Origin of the sequence: Mesorhizobium sp. M7A.F.Ca.MR.245.00.0.0, assembly GCF_003997415.1 — a bacterium.
Classification (GTDB): domain Bacteria; phylum Pseudomonadota; class Alphaproteobacteria; order Rhizobiales; family Rhizobiaceae; genus Mesorhizobium.
The window spans coordinates 118,731-134,723 of sequence record NZ_RZTE01000017.1 but is presented as its reverse complement, the minus strand read 5'-3'; the positions used below and the strand labels follow the sequence as shown (position 1 = coordinate 134,723).

Here is a 15,993-nt window from a genome sequence, read left to right as displayed (position 1 = left end):
CCTCTGTCCTGCCGGACATCTCCCCCTCCAGGGGGGAGATTGCGCTTGGAGAGCCGCGTTCGCCAACTGTCGATGCTGCAAGAGGGGAGCCTGCGGTGAAGCTGCCAATCTCCCCCCTGGAGGGGGAGATGTCCGGCAGGACAGAGGGGGGCGCCGTAGAGCACTCTCGCCGGCCAATTGGCTTCTTCAATGTAAGCCACGCCACCGCCCTCGGCATCGCCCTCCCCTACGGCAGCATGCCAGCAGAGAAGATCATCGCTCTCGCCCAACACGCCCTCGCCCTCGGCACCTCAGAAATCCGCCTAGCCCCCGGCCGCGCCCTGCTCTTCCTCGGTCAGCCACCGGCAGCCAACCAACCCCTCCAACACACCGCCACCGCCCTCGGCTTCGTCACCGCCCCCACCGACCCGCGCACGCGCATAGCCGCTTGCCCCGGCACGCCGGCCTGCGCCTCCGGCCGCATCGCCACGCGCGACATCGCCGAGACGATTGCCACTGAAAACGCCGACATCCTCGACTTCACCCTGCACATTTCCGGCTGCGCCAAGGGCTGCGCCCATCCCGGCCCGACAGCCCTAGCGATAGTCGGCGGCGAAAACGGAGCCGGACTTGTCGTGAACGCGACGGCAAAGGCCCTTCCTGCGGGCTACAGGCCGGGCTATGACGCCGCGCGCGGCATCGGCCGCGTCGCGGCAATGATCCGCAGCGCACGATATCAAGGCGAGACTGCCGCTGCTTGCCTGACAAGGCTCGGGCCGGCCGGTATCGCCGAGGCTTACCGACAGGCCCAAACTGAAAAACGGAAATGAGCATGGCCGCCTACGACTACATCCATGACGGCACGGCGATCTATGAGCGCTCCTTCGCCATTATCCGCGCCGAGGCCGATCTTTCGCGCTTCTCCGAGGCCGAGGCCGATGTCGCTATCCGCATGATCCATGCCTGCGGCCAGGTCGAAGCCGCCAGGCACTTTGTGTTCTCCACCGATTTCGTTGCCGCTGCCCGCACCGCTTTGGCGGCCGGCGCGCCGATTTTCTGCGACGCGGAAATGGTCTCGCATGGCGTCACCCGCGCCAGGCTGCCGGCCGGCAACGAGGTGATCTGCACCTTGCGCGATCCGCGCACGCACGACATCGCCAGGGAAATCGGCAACACCCGCTCGGCCGCCGCGATCGATTTGTGGGGCGAGCGCATGGCGGGCTCGGTGGTTGCCATCGGCAATGCACCGACCGCGCTATACTATCTATTGGAAAAACTGCGCGACGGCGCGCCGAAGCCTGCGGCCATCATCGGCATGCCGGTCGGCTTCGTCGGTGCTGCCGAATCGAAGGACGCGCTGGCCGAGAATTCCTACGGCGTTCCCTATGCCATCGTGCGTGGCCGTCTCGGCGGCAGCGCCATGACCGCCGCAGCGCTCAATTCATTGGCGAGGCCGGGCCTGTGAACGCGCTTCCCAAAGGCCGTCTCGTCGGCGTCGGCACCGGTCCCGGCGACCCCGAACTGCTGACCCTGAAAGCCGCGCGGGCCTTGGCGGAAGCCGATGTCGTGGCCTATTTCGCCAAGCGCGGCAACAACAGCAATGCGCGCGCCATCGTCGAAGCGCAGTTCCGGCCTGAAATGACGGAATTGCCGCTGCTCTATCCCGTCACCACCGAAATCGACAAGGACCACGACGACTACCGCTCGCAGATCACGGCTTTCTACGAGGAGTCCGCCGAGAAGGTCGCCGAGCACCTCCAGGCAGGCAGGATGGTTGCGGTGCTGTCCGAGGGCGACCCGCTTTTCTACGGCTCCTACATGCATCTGCATGTGCGCCTCGCCCATCGCTTCCCGACCGAAGTTATTCCCGGCGTCACCGCCATGTCCGGCTGCTGGTCGCAGACTGGTGTTCCGATCGTCCAGGGCGACGATGTGCTGACGGTGCTGCCCGGCACGATGAGCGAGTTCGAGCTGACGCGCCGGCTGGCTGACACCGATGCCGCCGTCATCATGAAGGTCGGCCGCAACCTGCCAAAGATCAGGCGGGCGCTGGAGGCTACGGCCAAGCTGTCGCGCGCCGTCTATGTCGAGCGCGGCACCATGGCCGGCAGCGTGTCGATGAAGCTGGCCGACAAGCCGGACGACAAGGCGCCCTATTTCGCCATCGTGCTGGTCGCCGGCTGGTCCGGCCGCCCCGGCGCCGTGGGAGCGCAGGCATGAGCGGCCGTCTCACTGTCATCGGCCTTGGGCCCGGCAATGCCGATCAAGTCACTCCGGAAGCCAGCCGCGCCGTCGCCGAGGCGAAATTCTTTTACGGCTACAAACCGTATCTCGACCGGCTGGAATTGCGCCCGGAACAGACCCGCGTCGCTTCCGACAATCGCGAGGAACTCGCCCGCTCCAAGGACGCACTGATCAAAGCCGCCGAGGGCCACGACGTCGCTGTCGTTTCCGGTGGCGATCCCGGCGTGTTCGCCATGGCGGCGGCCGTCTGCGAGGCGATCGAGGCCGGCCCGGCCGAATGGCGCGCGGTCGATGTCGCTGTGGTGCCCGGCATCACCGCCATGCTGGCGGTCGCCGCCCGCATCGGCGCGCCGCTCGGCCATGATTTCTGCGCCATCTCGCTGTCCGACAATCTGAAGCCATGGGAGCTGATCGAACTGCGCCTGCTGGCGGCAGCCGGCGCCGGCTTCGTCATCGCGCTCTATAACCCGATCAGCAAGGCGCGCCCCTGGCAGCTCGGCCGCGCCTTCGAGTGCCTCACCGCGATCCTGCCCGGCACCACACCGGTGATTTTCGGCCGCGCCGCCGGCCGCCGGGATGAGCGCATCGAGGTCTACCTGCTGGCCGATGTCGAGGCTGAAAAAGCCGATATGGCGACCTGCATCATCATCGGCTCACCGGAAACCAGGATCATCAAGCGCGCGGAGAAGCCGGCGCTGGTCTACACACCGCGCTCGTCCACGGGGCGGACAAAATGATCGACCATCACGGTCAGCGCTTCAACGCTTTCAGCCGCTGGAACATCCGGCAAGACTGGCCGTTGGATCATGACCACCTCGAGGCCAAGCGCCCGCGCCGCGGCGATCTTGCCGTAGGTTGCCGCGCCGCCGCTGTTCTTGGACACGACGACATCGATGCGATGCTCTTCGAGCAGCGTGCGTTCCTCCGCCTCACGAAACGGGCCACGGGCCAGAAGATAGCTCGCATCCGGCACGGCAAGCTTGGGCTCGATCGCGTCGACGCTGCGGACGAGATAATGATGCTGGGGCGCAGCTTCGAAAGCGGCGACCTCTTGCCGGCCCAGCGCCAGGAAAACGCGGCGCGGCGCCGGTCCAAGCGCTCGCGCGGCATCGCCGGATGTATCGACCTCAGTCCAGCGGTCGCCTTCGACAGGCTCCCAGCCGGGGCGTCGCAGCGCAAGGATCGGCACACCGGCCACGCGCGCGGCTTGCGCCGCATTGGCGGAGATCTGCGCCGCATAGGGGTGCGTCGCGTCGATCAGCAGGTCGATATGCTCTTTCCGCAAATAATCGGCCAATCCATCGGCACCGCCAAAGCCCCCCGTTCGCACCGGCACGCCTTGCGCGACCGGGCTTTCAGTGCGGCCAGCCAGCGACAGCGTGACCGAGGCGCGCGCCGCCAGTTTTCCGGCCAGTTGCCGGGCTTCGGTGGTGCCGCCGAGGATCAGAATACGGTGGGTCATCATGCCTGCTGAAGGTCCGCGCGGTGCCAAGTTCACCCCAAAATGGCTCACCATCGTCGGCATCGGCGAGGACGGTTTAGCGGGTCTCGGCGACGAGGCCAAGCAGCGGATTGCCGAGGCGGAGATCATCTTCGGCGGCAAGCGGCACCTGGCGCTGGTCGCTTCCTTCGCCAAGGGCGAGGCGCGCGCCTGGCCGGTTCCTTTCGATGCCGAGATGGCTGACGTGCTGGCGCGTGCGGGTAGGCGCGTCTGCGTGCTCGCTTCCGGCGATCCGTTCTTCCACGGCGTCGGCGTCACTCTCGCCCGCAAGGTCAAGCCACAGGAGATGCATGTCATCCCCGCGCCGTCGGCCGTTTCGCTGGCGGCCGCGCGCCTTGGCTGGGCGCTGCAGGACATCGAGACCGTCTCGCTGCACGGCCGGCCGCTCGACCTGATCCGGCCGCTGCTGCAACCATGTGCGCGCATTTTGGCACTGACGTCGGATAGCGATGCGCCGGCGGCAATAGCGCGCCTGCTCACCGAACTCGACTTCGGCGCATCGCGGCTGACGATCCTGGAGGCGCTGGGTGGGCCAAGCGAAGGCCACCGCACGATCCGCGCCGATGCCTTCGATCTCGAAACCATCAATCCGCTCAACGTGCTGGCGGTCGAAGTTGAATCTGGTCCGGACGCGCGCGTCCTGCCGCTCACATCAGGCCTTGCCGATCATCTGTTCGACCATGACGGCCAGATCACCAAGCGCGAGATCCGCGCGATCACCCTGTCGGCGCTGGCGCCGAAACGCGGCGAGTTGCTGTGGGACATCGGCGCCGGTTCCGGTTCCATCGGCATCGAATGGATGTTGGCCCACCCTTCGATGCGCGCCATTGCCATCGAGGCCGATCCGATCCGCGCCGCCCGCATTGGCCGCAACGCCGCCGCCTGTGGCGTTCCGGGCCTTGTCGTGGTGGAAGGCAGCGCGCCCAGGGCACTTGCCAGGCTGGACACGCCGGACGCGATCTTCATCGGCGGCGGCGGCAGCGATGCCGGCGTGTTGAATGCTGCCATCAAGGCGCTGCGCCCGGGCAGCCGTCTCGTGGCAAATGCGGTGACGCTGGAGATGGAAGCCTTGCTCCTCGCCCAGCATACCAAGCTCGGCGGCGATCTCACCCGCATCGCCATCTCTCGCGCATCGCCGGTCGGCGCGATGCAGGCCTGGCGGCCGGCCATGCCCGTGACCCAATGGAGCTGGGTCAAGCCATGATGGTCGCGGGCATCGGCAGCCGAAAAGGCGTGAGCGTCGAAGACGTGCTTGCCGCGATCGAAACCGCGCTGGAGACTCATGGCCTGACGATGACGGCGCTTTCGGCACTGGCGACTGCCGAGTTCAAGAAGGATGAAGAAGCGATCGCCGCCGCTGGCCGCGCGCTGAACCTTCCGGTCATCATCGTCGATGATGCAGCCCTTCAGGCCGCCGCCTCGGACACGCTTAGCCATTCCGACCTCTCGCAAGAACTCGCCGGCACGCCATCGGTTTCCGAGACGTCCGCCCTCGCCGTTGCCGGCGCCGGCGCCAGACTGCTCGGGCCCCGCACGGTGCTCGGCCCGGTCACCTGCGCCATCGCCATCAGTGGAGATGCGCCATGACCGTCCATTTCATCGGCGCCGGTCCGGGTGCCGCCGACCTCATCACGCTGCGCGGCGCGAGGCTGCTGGCAAGCTGCCCGGTCTGCCTGCATGCCGGTTCGATCGTCGCGCCCGAATTGCTGCAGCACTGCGCGCCGGGGACAAAACTGATCGACACCGCGCCGATGTCGCTCGACGAAATCGAGGCCGCGTATGTCGCGGCCCACAATTCAGGCCATGATGTCGCCCGGCTGCATTCCGGCGACCTGTCTGTATGGAGCGCCGTGGCCGAGCAGATCCGCCGGTTGGAAAAGCACGGCATTCCCTACACGCTGACGCCGGGCGTGCCCTCCTTCGCCGCCGCGGCCGCCGCATTGCGCCGTGAGCTGACCATTCCCGAAGTGGCGCAAAGCCTGGTGCTGACCCGCATTTCCGGGCGCGCCTCAAAAATGCCGCCAGGCGAAACGCTGGCCGGCTTCGGCCGCACCGGCGCCACGCTGGCTATTCATCTGGCCATCCACGCCATCGATCGCGTCGTCGCCGAACTGACCCCGCACTATGGCGGCGATTGCCCGGTGGCGGTCGTCTTCCGCGCCTCCTGGCCGGACGAGCGTGTGCTGACCGGTACACTGGCGACCATCGAGGCGCTGCTCGCCGCCGATCCGATGGAGCGCACGGCGATCATCTTCGTCGGCCGCTCGCTGGCAGCGGAAGGTTTTGGCGAGAGTTCATTATACGACCTCCACTATCAGCGGCGTTTTCGCGGACGGGACGGATTGTGAGCGGCAGCACCAAAAACACTACGCTCGAAAAGGCGTTGTCCCAGCTGAATTTCAAGCCGCGCCGGCTTGAGCCGGGTCATGTCTGGCTGGCCGGCGCCGGCCCCAGCGACCCCGGTTGCCTGACCCTCGAAGTGCTGGCGGCTTTGGCCGAGGCGGATGCGCTGGTCTACGACGCGCTGGTCTCATCGGATGTCGTCGCCGTTGCCGAAAATGCCGAGCTTTTCTTTGCCGGCAAGCGCGGCGGCAAACCGTCGATGAAACAGGATGACATCACCGCCCTTTTGGTGCGGCTGGCGCGCGACGGCCGCCGCGTCGTCAGGCTGAAGGGCGGCGATCCCTATATTTTCGGCCGCGGCGGCGAAGAAGCCCTGGCGCTGGCGCATGAAAACATCCCGTTCCGCGTGCTGCCAGGCCTGACCTCGGGCCTCAGCGCTCTGGCCGCGACCGGCATCCCGGCCACCATGCGCGGCATCAACAAGGCGGTGATCCTGGCCACCGGCCACGCCGCCGGCACAGATGACGATCTCGATTGGGCGGCGATCGCCCGCACCGGCCAGCCTGTCGTCGTCTATATGGGCATGGCCAACCTGCCTTTGATCGCGGCGGCACTGCTCGACGGCGGGCTGGCGCCGTCGACGCCGGCGGCGGTGATCGTCGCGGCGACGACGCCGCAGGAACGAACCGTCGTCGCAACGCTCGCCACCATTGCCGAGGAAGCCGCGGCCGCCGGTCTTGCCTCGCCGGCGCTGATCATCGTCGGCGGCATCGTTGCCATGCGCGCGGCACTGGCGGGACAAGCATGACGGCCCGCGCCATCATCGTCGGCGCGCCGCGCTCCGGCTCCGGCAAGACCAGCGTCACCATCGGCATTTTACGCGCGCTCACCCGGCGTGGGCTGAAGGTGCGCGGCGCCAAATCCGGCCCCGACTATATCGACCCCGGCTTCCACACCGCCGCCACGGGACTGTCCGGCGTCAATCTGGACAGCTGGGCGATGCCGCCATCGCTGCTCAACGCACTCGCCGCGCAAGCCGCCGACGACACCGATTTCGTCATCCTCGAAAGCGCCATGGGCCTGTTCGACGGCATTCCGGCCTCGCCCGGCCGCACCGGTTCGGCGGCCGACCTGGCGCGGCTCTACGGCCTGCCGGTATTGCTGGTGCTCGACGTTTCCGGCCAGTCGACCACCGCGGCCGCCGTCGCCAAGGGCTTTGCCACCTACGATCCGGATGTACGCATGGCCGGTGTAGTGCTCAACCGGTTGGGCAGCGAGCGGCACCGCCGGCTGTCGGGCGACGCCATCGAGGCGATCGGCCTGCCGGTCGTCGGCGCCATCCTGCGCGATCCCACTCTGAACCTGCCCGAACGCCATCTCGGCCTCGTCCAGGCCGGCGAATATGACGACCTGATGGCGCATCTCGACCGGCTGGCCGACATGGCGGAGAAATCGCTCGACCTCGATGCGATCATGGCCCTGGCGACACCCCTCACCCCGGCGTCTGGCGGCTTCACCGACGCACTGGCGCCGCCCGGCCAGCGGATCGCGTTGGCCGAGGATGCCGCCTTCACCTTCCTCTATCCGCATGTCGCCGCCTACTGGCGCAAGGCGGGTGCCGAAATCGTCCCGTTCTCGCCGCTCGCCGACGAAGCCCCCGACGAGACCTGCGATGTCTGCTGGCTGCCGGGCGGCTATCCCGAGCTTCATGCCGGAAAGCTCGCCGCCGCCGCGACTTTCCGCGCCGGCATGGTGCGTTTCGCCGCGACGAAGTCCATCCATGGCGAGTGCGGTGGCTTCATGGTGCTGGGCGAAGCGCTGGAGGACGCGTCCGGCGACACGCATGCGATGCTCGGCCTGCTCGGCCATTCCACCAGCTTCGCCAAACGCAAGATGAATCTCGGCTACCGCGAGGCGCGGCTGCGCGCCGACTGCCCGCTGGGCTCGGCTGGGGCGCTGATCCGAGGCCACGAATTCCACTATGCGCAGATGACGGCCACCGGCAATGACGAGCCGCTCGCCGACCTTGCCGATGGCCAGGGCAATCCGATAGGCGCCTCGGGCTACCGGCGCGGCCATGTCAGCGGCACCTTCTTCCATGCGATTGCGAGGGGCTAGAGCATGAAGTTCAGGAATCTGGCCCTTTCCCCGCGGCAGGTCGTCGACGACATCGCGCTATGCCTGGTCTTCTTCACCCGTCTGCCGCTGCCCGTCTTCGATTTTCGCGGCCGCAGCCTTGCCGCCGCAATCTGGGCAGCCCCCATCGCCGGACTTGTCGTCGGCTTGATCGGCGCCATCGTCTTTGCCACGGCGGAACGGTTTGGCCTTGCCATCGGTCCGGCGGCGGCACTTGCTCTCGTGGCAACCGTGCTCACCACCGGCTGCCTGCATGAGGACGGGCTATCCGACGTCGCCGACGGCTTTGGCGGCGGCAAATCATGCGGCCGCAAACTCGAGATCATGCGCGACAGCCGCATCGGCGCCTATGGTGCCATGGCGCTGGGCCTGTCGCTGCTGATCCGCTGGAGCGCGCTGTCGGAGTTCGTCGATCCCACTCAGGCCCTCTTCGCCCTCATAGCCGCACATGCGGCCTCGCGCGGCCTGCTTGGCGCCTTCATGCATCTCTTGCCTCCAGCGCGCGTCGACGGCCTCTCGGCCGATGCCGGCACCGTCTCGCAGGAGGCCGCCATTGCCGGCGCCGTGCTCGGCGCGGTCCCGCTGCTGCTGCTCGGATTGGGTGGCGCCGTCTTCGCGCTGATCCTGCTTGGCCTGCTGTTTGCCGCTTTCCGCGCCCTTTGCCTCAACCAGATCGATGGCCAGACCGGCGACACGATCGGGGCCTTGCAGCAAGCGAGCGAGATCGCGGTGCTGCTCGTCGCTTCCGTAGCGCTTTCCTGATCCCTTGGCCTGATTCTCTTGGCCTGATTCCTATTCGGAGACTTTGCCCCCATGCCCTTCAAATCCCTTCGTGAATTGCGCGCCGCCTGCCTCGACCTGACGGCCGGCAGCGATGCCGCGGCCAATGCGGTCGCCCGCCGCCAGGATACGCTGACCAAGCCGCAAGGCAGCCTTGGCCGGCTGGAGACGATCGCTGCCTGGCTGGCGCGCTGGCAGGGCCGCGACATGCCGAAACTCGACCGCGTAAAAGTCTTCGTCTTCGTCGGCAACCACGGCGTCACCGCCCAAGGCGTGTCAGCCTATCCCTCGGAAGTCACCGTGCAGATGGTGGCGAACTTCGCCGGCGGCGGTGCCGCCATCAACCAGCTTGCCCGCATGGCCGGCGCCGAACTCGACGTCATCCCGCTCGATCTCGACCATCCGACCGGCGACTTCACACAAGGGCCGGCAATGGACGAAGCGGCCTTTCTGGCGGCGGTCTCGGCCGGCTATGATGCGGTGACGAAGGATCTCGACCTGATCTGCTTCGGCGAAATGGGCATCGGCAACACAACGCCGGCGGCTGCCATCTCAGCAGCCCTGTTCGGCGGCGGCGCGGAAAAATGGACCGGGCGCGGCACCGGTGTCGACGACGCCGGCCTCAAGCGCAAGGTGGTTGCCATCGAGGCCGGCCTGAAGCGCCATGCCGCCGCCCTTGCCGATCCCCTTGCTATCGCTGCCGCACTCGGCGGCCGCGAACTCGCCGCCATCTTCGGCGCGACGCTGGCGGCCCGCCATCTCGGCGTGCCCGTGCTGCTCGACGGCTTCGTCTGCACCGCCGCCGCGGCCCCGCTGGCAAAGCTGCACCCGACCGGCCTCGCCCACACCATCGCTGCGCACGTTTCGGCTGAGTCAGGTCATCGCGGCCTGCTCGAAGCGCTCGGCCTGCCGCCCCTGCTCGATCTCGGCATGCGGCTCGGCGAAGGTTCTGGCGCTTGTCTTGCCGTCAACATCGTCCGCTCGGCGCTGGAGTGCCATGCAAGGATGGCGAGTTTTGCAGAGGCTGGCGTTTCGGAGAAGTAGTTATTCATTCCCCGTATCGGGCCGACAAAGATGCCGTTGTCACGACAAAGGACGCATCTTCCCGTAACGGCGATTCTCAAATAGATTTTGCAGATGAAGAAATTTCATCCTGCCGCGGCTGCGGTGTTTATCGCCGGGGCGGTCGCTGTTGTGTTCCGTCACAGCAGCTATTCAAGTCATGGCCCGATCGACACCGGCATTTTCGTTGTCTTCCTGGTCTTCTTCTGGTGGCTCATCAGCGATTTCTCCGGGGGAAAAGACGGAATTGGCGCCAGCGATGCTGCAGCCGGGGAAAAGAGCCATGCTTTTCGATTCGGCCGGTTTCTGAGCCGCATTTTCCAACGCGGCTGAATCGCCACGAGATCCGGATAGCGCGGTTAAAGAATCATAGTCAGACAGCCTGCCCGAGACGCGCCAAACGCGTCTCGCTTTCAGGGTCTTTCCACCAACTCTTCTAGGAATTTGGTGGGTGCGCACAGGATTGAACTGTGGACCCGCTGATTAAGAGTCAGCTGCTCTACCAACTGAGCTACGCACCCACTCGGCCGGCAAAAACCGGCGTTGGCGGGCATATAGCCGCCACCACCGGTCCTGTCCAGCCCTGCCGGAATCATTTCCCGACAAATCGACCGAGCATGCGTTCGATCAGATGAACAGCTTGCCCTCCGCCACCTTGATCGCGTTGCCGCCAATGCGCGCCGAGGCCAGTTTTCCGCCTTGCACGGTCAGTTCGAGGCGGATGCGCGAAGGCCGGCCCATCTCCAGCCCCTGCTCGATCCACAGCTGCGAAATGCCGTCGGTCGGCGCGTCGAAATGCATGATGGCGCCAGCAAAGGCCGCTGCCGCCGAGCCAGTCGCCGGATCCTCGTAGGAAGGCGTGCCGGGTACGATCATGCGCACATGGAAGGCGCTTTCGTGGTTCACCGTCTCGCGGCAGTAGACATAGGGGCTGGCGAAGGCCCACTCGCTCTTGCGCGGCGCCAGTTCCGACCAGGCCTGGTTGTCCAGCCTGATCCGGCCCGCCGCTTCGAGATTGGCAACCGGGATGGTGACGTAGGGCACACCCGCCGACCAGAACGCGACGCGGTGATTCTCGAAGCTGATCTCGTGCGGCGTCAACCCAAGGGCGGCACCGATCGCCTCCGGATGGGCCTCGAGCTTCAGCGGCTCCGGCAGCTTCGCCAGGTCGAACTCGGCGAAGGTGTTGCCGTCGTGCTTGCTGACGGCGCACCGCACCGGGCCGATGTTTTCCTCCAGCACGAAGATGCCGGCGCCGCCCTCCTCAGCCAGTTCGGCCAGCGCGATCGCGGCGCCAACGGTCGGATGGCCGGCGAACGGCATTTCATAGTCGGGGGTGAAGATGCGGATGCGGTTTTTGTGCTTGGGATTGTCCGGCGGCAGCACGAAAACCGATTCCGACAGATTGAACTCACGCGCGATGGCCTGCATCGCCGCCGTGTCCAATCCCTTGCTGTCCAGCACGACGGCCAAGGGATTGCCGGCCAATCGCTCGGTCGTAAACACATCGTAGAGCAAGTAATTCCGGGTTTTCATTCCTGCCTCAATCCCAACATGGGCGAAATTTAATTTGATATTTGAACCAGTAAGCCTGATCTGTGCACAGATAGGGACATTGCGCATTATAGGGGTCCAGCGTGGACCAGATTGTCAATCTGCCAAAGACGGAATCGGATTCCGCCATCGAGACGGCGCTCGGGCTCGACACGACGGGTCGGCGCAATTCGCGCCGGCGCGGCTGGCTCTATGCGCTGCTGGCGTTGATCGTGCTCGCTGCCGCGCTCGGCGTCTATCAGTGGTATGCCGGCTCGCCGGCCAGGATCGATTACACCACCGTGCCTGCCGCCAAGGCCGACCTCACCGTCGCGGTATCCGCAACCGGCACGCTGCAGCCCCTGACCCAGGTCGACATTTCAAGCGAACTGTCCGGCATCATCCGCTCGGTCTCGGCCGAGGAGAACCAGCAGGTCAAGAAGGGTGACGTGCTGGCGACACTCGACACGGTGAAACTCGAAGTCCAGATCGAGCGCGCCGAAGCTTCGGCCAAGGCCGCCGCCGCCAATGTCGAGGACGCCACGGTTACGCTGGCCGAAAACGAGAAGGCGCTTGTGCGCGCCGCCGAACTGACCAGGCGCGGCATGGCGACCGACCAGTCGCTCGAAGCAGCAACCGCCACGCGCGACCGTTCCAAGGCAGCGCTCGACAGCGCGCAGGCCAACCTCGCCATCGCCCAGGCCGACCTCAAGGCGCAGCAGACCGACCTTGCCAAGAGCACCATCTATGCGCCGATCGACGGCATCGTGCTGACGCGCTCGGTCGATTCCGGCCAGACGGTCGCCTCTTCGCTGCAGGCGCCGGTGCTGTTCATCATCGCCGCCGATCTCAGGAACATGGAACTGGTGGCGGCGGTCGACGAGGCCGACATCGGCGCGGTCAAGTCAGGCCAGCATGCCCGCTTCACCGTGGATGCGTTCCCCGAGCGGCCGTTCGATGCCGAGATCCGCGACATCTCCTATGCCTCGGTCACCACCGACGGCGTCGTCACCTACAATGCGCGGCTCGAGGTCGACAACAACGAGCTGTTGCTGCGGCCCGGCATGACCGCCACCGTTTCGGTCGTCACAAAACAGGCTAAGGGCGTGCTCACCGTACCCGCCACCGCCTTCCGCTATCGCCCGGCGCAGCAGGCCGCCCGCGGCTGGAGCCTGAGCGACCTGTTCACCGGCCGCATGGGGCGCCCCGGCGGCAATCGCCAGCGCCAGGCCGCCACAGTCCCCACCGACGGCTCGCGCACGCTCTACGTGCTGGAGAACGGGCGTCCGCACCCGGTCAATGTCAAGATCGGCTCCACCGACGGCGAACTGACCGAGATCATCTCTGGCCTGGACAAAGGCGCTCAAATCATCACCGCGTCGCAGCAGCGGAGCTGATGCCGTGGCTGCGGGCGCGACCCTCATTACCTTCGACAAGGTCTGGAAGAGCTATGGCCAGGGCGAGGCCAAGGTGCATGCGCTGGCCGGCGTCGACCTTGCCATCCGGCGTGGCGAATTCGTCGCCATCATGGGTCCGTCCGGCTCCGGCAAGTCGACGGCAATGAACATCATCGGCTGCCTCGACACGCCGACGGCCGGAACCTATTCCTTCATGGGCATCGACGCCGGCCGGCTCGACCGCAACCGCCGCGCCATGCTGCGCAACCTTTATGTCGGCTTCGTCTTCCAGGGCTACAATCTGCTGGCCCGCACCACGGCAGCCGAAAATGTCGAACTGCCGCTGATCTATCGCGGTGTTGCCGCGCGCGAGCGCCGAGACCTTGCCATGCAGGCGCTGGCGGAGGTCGGCCTTGTCGGCCGCGAGCACCACACGCCGGCCGAGCTGTCCGGCGGCCAGCAGCAGCGCGTGGCGATCGCGCGCGCCATCGTCACCCGCCCGACACTCCTCGTCGCCGACGAGCCGACCGGCAATCTCGACACCGCCCGCACGCACGAGATCATGGAGCTTCTCACCCGGCTCAACACCGAGCTTGGCCTGACCATCGCCATGGTCACGCATGAGGCCGACGTCGCCGAATATGCCGAACGCACAATCCGCTTCCTCGACGGCCATGTCGCTTCGGATTCCAGGAAGCTGGAGATCGCACAGCCATGATCTGGGAAACCGTCCGCCTCTCGCTGCGCTCGATCCGCCGCAATGTGCTGCGGTCGTTCCTGACGCTGCTCGGCATCGTCATCGGCGTTGCCGCCGTCATCGCCATGCTCACCATCGGCTCGGGCACCACAGCAAAGGTCAAGGCCGACATCTCCAAGCTCGGCAGCAATCTGCTGGTGGTCCGCTCCGGCCGTCCGGCCGGTCCCGGCGGACCGGGCGGGCTCGACCAGGTGGTGCGTCCGCTCGCGGAAAAGGACCTTGCGGCACTTGTGGCGCATCTCAGCGGTGCCCGCGCGATTTCGCCGGCCTCGCAAAAGCAGGTCCGCGTCATCTTCGGCACCGAGAGCCTGACCTCGGGCGTCACCGGCACCGACAGCGCCTATCTCGATGCGCGCGACTGGAAGCTGGTGTCGGGCCGCCCGTTCAGCGATTCCGAAACCCGCTCGGGCACAGGCGTGTGCCTGATCGGCGAGACCGTGCGCCAGCAGTTCTTCGGCGCCGGCGATCCCGAGGGCGAGATCATCCGCGTCAACCGCACCTCCTGCAAGATCATCGGCCTGCTCGAGCCCAAGGGCTATACCGGCTTCGGCCAGGACCAAGACAATGTCGTGCTGATGCCGCTGCACGCCTACCAGCGCCGCATCGCCGGCAACCGCGACATCGACAACATCTACATCGCCGCCGACGACCGCACGCCGACCAGCGAGTTGCAGCCCCGCGTCGAGGACATCTTGCGCGACGCGCGCCGCATCACGCCCGAGCGCGAGAGCGATTTCGCCATCCGCGACATGACCCAGATCGCCGACGCCATGGCCAGCGCCACAACCACCATGACCGGCATGCTGGGCGCCGTCGCCGGCGTCAGTCTGCTGGTCGGCGGCATCGGCATCATGAACATCATGCTGGTGTCGGTCACCGAACGCACCCGCGAGATCGGCATCAGGCTGGCCATCGGCGCGCATGAAAAGCACATCCTCATCCAGTTCCTGGTCGAAGCGACGGTGCTGTCGCTGCTCGGCGGCATTATCGGCATCCTGATCGGGCTGGCGCTGGCCGGCCTCGCCGCGGTGACGCTGACCATCCCGTTCGCGCCGAGCCCGGCGGTGATCCTGCTCGCCGTCGGCTTTTCGGCGCTGATCGGCATGGTGTTCGGCTTCTTCCCGGCGCTGCGCGGCGCCAGGCTAGATCCGATCGACGCGCTAAGGCACGAGTAGGGCAACCCGGCCGGAACGCAGCCACCCCGAGCCGGTTTTGCACAGCCTTCGACATTTCCACCTGGTCCCGCCACTGTCGCCGCACCGTTCGCGATGCTAGGGCAATTCACCCTGGGCGGAGGAATAGCGGATGAGCAAGAAGGCGCGACTGGTCCTGGCGATGGTGGTCATCGAGGCAGGTCTTGCAGGCATCTGGTGGTATCTCGCCCGCTTCGGCATGGCCAATCCCGATCGCGTCACCGCTGACTTCCAGGCAGTCGTCGGCCAGACCATGGGTATGGCGATGGGCGGCTTGCTCGGCATCGGCTTCATCCTGTTCCTCGTCGCCGCCCGCAACGATCGCAACGCGGCGCAGAACAAGACGCGCCCTTAATTCCCGTTTGCGAAATGCCACTCGATCAGCGGCTTCATGTGCGGTGACAGCCCATCCGGCAGGTCGGCGGCATGGCGGATGATCACCGGTCCCTCGATCTCCGGCTCGGTCTCGGTGGCGACGAAGGCTGAGATGCGCCTGGCGATCTCGTCGGCAGGCGCCGCCGCGTGGTAGCGGCGAAAGATCACCGTGCCGCTGCTGGTCGACATGGCATGGTAACGCTTGCCGCGTTCCGCACCTGACAGGTCGAGCCCGGTTTCCTCGCGCACCTCACGGATCATGTTGAAATCGACGTCGACCAGCCCATCGCGAAAATCGATCGGCTCGAACGAGCCGGCGGCGAAATAGACGCGGCCGGCGTTGACTGTGTGAGGACCCATGCGGATCGCCACCAGCGCATTGTCGCCGGCCACCAGCATGGCATGCGCATAGGCATGCTCGGCGCCCGAATTCTCGCGCCGCTTCCGCCACAGCATGAACGTCGAGTAATTGACCGCGTGGCAGCGGCCGACGAGACGGCTGTCGCGGTAGGCAAGTTGCGACAGCAGCACCACCATGCCGTCGAACAGCGCCGGATTGGCGGCGATTTCGTGTTGCCAGTTCTCGGCGATCGCCTCTGCATTGTCCCTTGCGAAAGGGTGCGGACCGGGATCGAGCCGGACGTCGATGTCGTCGACCGCCAGGATGACGTTGCGCGGCAGATCGAAACTCAT

19 protein-coding genes and 1 tRNA gene are annotated in these 15,993 nt (G+C 66.4%); 16 read left to right on the top strand and 4 right to left on the bottom strand.

The genetic code is table 11. The features are described from left to right. The 4 genes from EOB80_RS18855 to EOB80_RS18840 form a co-directional block, all read left to right on the top strand. Positions 1 to 809 (top strand): nitrite/sulfite reductase (locus tag EOB80_RS18855; RefSeq protein WP_245466384.1); only part of this gene is annotated, 809 nt, incomplete at its 5' end. Between the two features lie 2 nt (positions 810 to 811). Then, positions 812 to 1,444, top strand: a complete 633-nt coding sequence (locus EOB80_RS18850) for a precorrin-8X methylmutase (protein ID WP_127328963.1) — start codon at positions 812 to 814, stop codon at positions 1,442 to 1,444. Further along, positions 1,441 to 2,199 carry a precorrin-2 C(20)-methyltransferase gene (locus EOB80_RS18845; RefSeq protein ID WP_127328962.1) on the top strand — a complete coding sequence of 253 codons (759 nt, stop codon included), beginning with the start codon at positions 1,441 to 1,443 and terminating at the stop codon, positions 2,197 to 2,199. Before EOB80_RS18850 ends, EOB80_RS18845 begins: the two co-directional genes overlap by 4 nt. After that, positions 2,196 to 2,960: a precorrin-3B C(17)-methyltransferase gene (locus EOB80_RS18840; RefSeq protein ID WP_127328961.1), complete on the top strand. Its 765-nt coding sequence runs from the start codon at positions 2,196 to 2,198 to the stop codon at positions 2,958 to 2,960. Before EOB80_RS18845 ends, EOB80_RS18840 begins: the two co-directional genes overlap by 4 nt. Here EOB80_RS18840 and EOB80_RS18835 read toward each other — a convergent pair. After that, complete coding sequence (locus EOB80_RS18835) at positions 2,924 to 3,685, bottom strand: cobalt-precorrin-6A reductase (RefSeq protein WP_127328960.1); 762 nt, start codon at positions 3,683 to 3,685, stop codon at positions 2,924 to 2,926. The genes EOB80_RS18840 and EOB80_RS18835 overlap by 37 nt on opposite strands. A 1-nt stretch (position 3,686) precedes the next feature. Here EOB80_RS18835 and cbiE point away from each other — a divergent pair, with 1 nt between their 5' ends. From cbiE to EOB80_RS18795, 8 genes are all read left to right on the top strand, one after another. Then, on the top strand, positions 3,687 to 4,928 hold the full coding sequence (gene cbiE / locus EOB80_RS18830) for a precorrin-6y C5,15-methyltransferase (decarboxylating) subunit CbiE (protein WP_127328959.1): 1,242 nt from the start codon (positions 3,687 to 3,689) through the stop codon (positions 4,926 to 4,928). Beyond that, positions 4,925 to 5,311, top strand: coding sequence for a cobalamin biosynthesis protein (locus EOB80_RS18825; RefSeq protein ID WP_127328958.1), 387 nt, complete (start codon positions 4,925 to 4,927; stop codon positions 5,309 to 5,311). Before cbiE ends, EOB80_RS18825 begins: the two co-directional genes overlap by 4 nt. Beyond that, positions 5,308 to 6,072 carry a precorrin-4 C(11)-methyltransferase gene (gene cobM / locus EOB80_RS18820; RefSeq protein WP_127328957.1) on the top strand — a complete coding sequence of 255 codons (765 nt, stop codon included), beginning with the start codon at positions 5,308 to 5,310 and terminating at the stop codon, positions 6,070 to 6,072. The genes EOB80_RS18825 and cobM overlap by 4 nt, the downstream gene beginning before the upstream one ends. Further along, positions 6,069 to 6,875: a uroporphyrinogen-III C-methyltransferase gene (cobA, locus tag EOB80_RS18815; protein ID WP_127328956.1), complete on the top strand. Its 807-nt coding sequence runs from the start codon at positions 6,069 to 6,071 to the stop codon at positions 6,873 to 6,875. The genes cobM and cobA overlap by 4 nt, the downstream gene beginning before the upstream one ends. Continuing rightward, a complete protein-coding gene (locus tag EOB80_RS18810) occupies positions 6,872 to 8,185 on the top strand; it encodes a cobyrinate a,c-diamide synthase (RefSeq protein ID WP_127328955.1) in 1,314 nt (437 codons plus the stop codon). Before cobA ends, EOB80_RS18810 begins: the two co-directional genes overlap by 4 nt. A gap of 3 nt (positions 8,186 to 8,188) precedes the next feature. Beyond that, the gene (cobS, locus tag EOB80_RS18805; protein ID WP_127328954.1) at positions 8,189 to 8,965 is read left to right on the top strand and encodes an adenosylcobinamide-GDP ribazoletransferase; all 777 of its coding nucleotides are present in this window, start codon (positions 8,189 to 8,191) and stop codon (positions 8,963 to 8,965) included. Between the two features lie 51 nt (positions 8,966 to 9,016). Next, positions 9,017 to 10,027, top strand: coding sequence for a nicotinate-nucleotide--dimethylbenzimidazole phosphoribosyltransferase (gene cobT, locus EOB80_RS18800; protein ID WP_127328953.1), 1,011 nt, complete (start codon positions 9,017 to 9,019; stop codon positions 10,025 to 10,027). Between the two features lie 93 nt (positions 10,028 to 10,120). Next, entirely contained in the window at positions 10,121 to 10,378 is a 258-nt protein-coding gene (locus EOB80_RS18795; protein ID WP_127328952.1) for a hypothetical protein, read from the top strand. Positions 10,379 to 10,490: 112 nt separating this feature from the next. Here the strand turns inward: EOB80_RS18795 and EOB80_RS18790 are convergent. Further along, a tRNA-Lys gene (locus EOB80_RS18790) sits at positions 10,491 to 10,566 on the bottom strand. A gap of 106 nt (positions 10,567 to 10,672) precedes the next feature. Continuing rightward, the gene (locus EOB80_RS18785; RefSeq protein ID WP_127328951.1) at positions 10,673 to 11,581 is read right to left on the bottom strand and encodes a PhzF family phenazine biosynthesis protein; all 909 of its coding nucleotides are present in this window, start codon (positions 11,579 to 11,581) and stop codon (positions 10,673 to 10,675) included. A gap of 101 nt (positions 11,582 to 11,682) precedes the next feature. Here EOB80_RS18785 and EOB80_RS18780 point away from each other — a divergent pair, with 101 nt between their 5' ends. The 4 genes from EOB80_RS18780 (at position 11,683) to EOB80_RS18765 (ending at position 15,280) form a co-directional block, all read left to right on the top strand. Further along, entirely contained in the window at positions 11,683 to 12,975 is a 1,293-nt protein-coding gene (locus tag EOB80_RS18780; protein WP_127328950.1) for an efflux RND transporter periplasmic adaptor subunit, read from the top strand. A 4-nt stretch (positions 12,976 to 12,979) separates the two neighbouring features. Beyond that, positions 12,980 to 13,693: an ABC transporter ATP-binding protein gene (locus EOB80_RS18775; protein ID WP_127268496.1), complete on the top strand. Its 714-nt coding sequence runs from the start codon at positions 12,980 to 12,982 to the stop codon at positions 13,691 to 13,693. Then, on the top strand, positions 13,690 to 14,907 hold the full coding sequence (locus EOB80_RS18770) for an ABC transporter permease (RefSeq protein ID WP_127328949.1): 1,218 nt from the start codon (positions 13,690 to 13,692) through the stop codon (positions 14,905 to 14,907). Before EOB80_RS18775 ends, EOB80_RS18770 begins: the two co-directional genes overlap by 4 nt. Before the next feature lie 130 nt (positions 14,908 to 15,037). Continuing rightward, positions 15,038 to 15,280 carry a hypothetical protein gene (locus EOB80_RS18765; RefSeq protein WP_127328948.1) on the top strand — a complete coding sequence of 81 codons (243 nt, stop codon included), beginning with the start codon at positions 15,038 to 15,040 and terminating at the stop codon, positions 15,278 to 15,280. On the opposite strand, the gene EOB80_RS18760 is transcribed toward EOB80_RS18765, so the two are convergent. Beyond that, positions 15,277 to 15,993, bottom strand: coding sequence for a hypothetical protein (locus tag EOB80_RS18760; protein ID WP_127328947.1), 717 nt, complete (start codon positions 15,991 to 15,993; stop codon positions 15,277 to 15,279). The two genes, EOB80_RS18765 and EOB80_RS18760, sit on opposite strands and share 4 nt — an antisense overlap.